Raw genomic sequence first — 2,621 nt, forward strand, 5'->3', positions numbered from 1 at the left:
TCCATGAAAACTCTACATCTTGGAATGATTATAGGAATATCTGTTATAGCATTGACCTCGTTTGGAGTCTTTGTTGAAAAATTAAATGACTACCAACAGCAGCCTTACACCAGTCTGTTCATAACAGGAATGAAAGAAAACTATACAGTAAATGATCCTATTTCCTTTTCAGTAACACTTGCCGGGTATGGCACTGGATGTGGTGATACCATGGCAACAATTACAAGAGAAAATGATTCAAAATACCAGTCACCGGGATGGGCAAGCCAGCCACAATGTGTATCTAATCCGAGTCTGCATGATTTCAAATTCACTGCCTTGTCTGCAAACACAAGCATAAATCAGACAGGAAATTATGTTCTCACGGTATCATTTGATGACTTGTTTGAGCATCAAAAAACCGTAAAACAGAAATTTTCTGTATTTGCATCTAAAAATACCTCGANACTGGAATCTATCCATTCACCGTTGGTGTTACAAATGCTAATTTCACAATACATTACAACATATCAGGAAACAATAAACTCCTTGATGCAAACATGGATTTACAATCAAAATCTCTCATTTTATCATTGCAATCAACAAACAATGGCACGTTGATTGTATCAATACCTCGAGCGTTGCTTGACATAAAGAAAAATGATAGGGGAATGGGTCAATNGAGTCAACAAATAATGGCACATTGATTGTATCAATACCTAGAGCATTGCTTGACATAAAGAAAAATGATAGAGGAATGGGTCAATTTTACATGTTAGCAGATGGACAAGAAACCGATTTCAAAGAAATTCATACTACTCTAACTGATAGAGTATTTTCAATTCCATTTCAGAACGGAACAAAAAGCATCGAGATTATTGCCACTGAGTTGATTTGAAGAAAATGAAAATGTTACATCTTGTAATTTTAATTGTATCATCTGTTACAATCGCTACATTAACTTTTTTCATGTATGAAAACTGGTTTGAAACTGGTCAACCAGGTCACATGCAAAAACTCTCAGATATCTATCGTATACGAAACATCTACAACCCACACGACATAGGCGATGATTCTGGAGTATCGCTGGGATATTTTGCCTGGAGCCCAGACGGAAAATTTGCAGTCTTTGCTTTTGGCAACGCAAATCCAGACGGAAGCACATTATGGACGATAAGTCGTGATGGCCAGAAACTACAAGAGATTCCAATCAAAATGAAATTTGACGTAATCAACAAGATTCGCATTGTATCAGATGTCATTTTCTTTGACGGGTGGTACAACGGACAGAACAATCAAGATGTATTCAAGTATGATATGAAAAACCAGGCTCTTACAAAACTAACCAAGAGTGGAAACGTAAACGTCTTTGATGTCATGCCTGATGGAAACATCATATACCAAGAGGAACATAACTATCAAACCAAGGTCTGTCCACTCAAAGTAAATGACACAAGCGGAAATGACTGGGCAGGGTACTATACTGTACTATGGATTGCTGATCAGCAAGACAACAAAATAAAATCAATCTATAACGGCACTGAAGTTTTCCAGGAAATAGATCCAAGTCCAGATGGAAAATATATTGCATTTACAGACATGACACATCCATTAAATCCCAAACTGCATGCAATGATATCCTGCAACCTATTTGGCGGTCCACCTTTTGCCAATATACAAATTGGCTTGAAACTGCTTGATGTAAACTCCGGCAGTATCACAACCATTGACACCTCAACTACTGGATACCAAAACCTGATTTGGTCTCATGATGAAAATTCTATTCTATATACAGTTCAATCAAACNNTCAACTACGGGATATCAAAACCTGATTTGGTTTCACGGTGAAAATTCAATTCTATATACAGTTCAATCAAACCAGTGCATCCCACTGGATAGTACAGCAAATTCGCAAACATGCTCTGCAGGTTTTATTAAATTACGAAATATTCATGATGGCACTGACAAGCTAGTATATGGAAGAGAATCATCTCCGTACACTGAGCGTCCAATAGGGATTGCCGTTTCAAGTGATGCACGATCGATGATTTTTGGTATAGATGCTGATGTAAATGACGGCCTAGTCAATGGAAAAGGAATCTATGAGATGACATTTGACAAACCACTTTGAAGGAAATTCAAACTCTGTATAGATTATCTTATAAATTCAGGATGAATATTGTCTCTATATGTCAAATAATAGCGTAACATTACACAGAGTTGTTAAATCAACTCCCGAAAAAGTATTTCGCGCCCTTCTAGAACCCAAAGCCTTGTCCTTTTGGCTTCCACCTTATGGATTCTTGTGTGTAGTTCATCAAATGGATCCGCGTGTAGGTGGCAGTTTTAAAATGTCCTTTACCAATTTTTCTACCGGTAACGAACATTCTTTTGGCGGCAAGTTTTTGGAAATTAAACCAAATGAATTCCTAAAGTATACTGATAAATTTGACAACCCAGATTTGCCCTGAGAAATGATTACGTCAATATGGCTCAACAAAGTTTCTTGCGGCACAGAACTCAAAGTCGTTCAGGAAGGTATTCCGTTAGCTATTCCAACAGAAATGTGTTACTTAGGTTGGCAAGAGTCGTTAGAAAAACTGATAAAATTAGTTGAACCGGAAATTACAGAAGGTTAGAT

Annotated in this window: 1 protein-coding gene and 1 pseudogene; both read left to right on the forward strand. The window is 37.2% G+C overall.

Features of this window, described 5'->3' with window-relative positions:
- Positions 1-882: 882 nt before the first annotated feature.
- Positions 883-1,785, forward strand: a 903-nt coding sequence (locus tag DYY66_RS08820; RefSeq protein WP_218583693.1) for a hypothetical protein, incomplete at its 3' end; no start/stop codon positions are given.
- Between the two features lie 384 nt (positions 1,786-2,169).
- A pseudogene (locus DYY66_RS08825) lies at positions 2,170-2,619 on the forward strand (SRPBCC family protein).
- Positions 2,620-2,621: the final 2 nt, after the last annotated feature.

Source organism: Candidatus Nitrosotalea sp. FS, from assembly GCF_011319475.1.
GTDB lineage: Archaea > Thermoproteota > Nitrososphaeria > Nitrososphaerales > Nitrosopumilaceae > Nitrosotalea.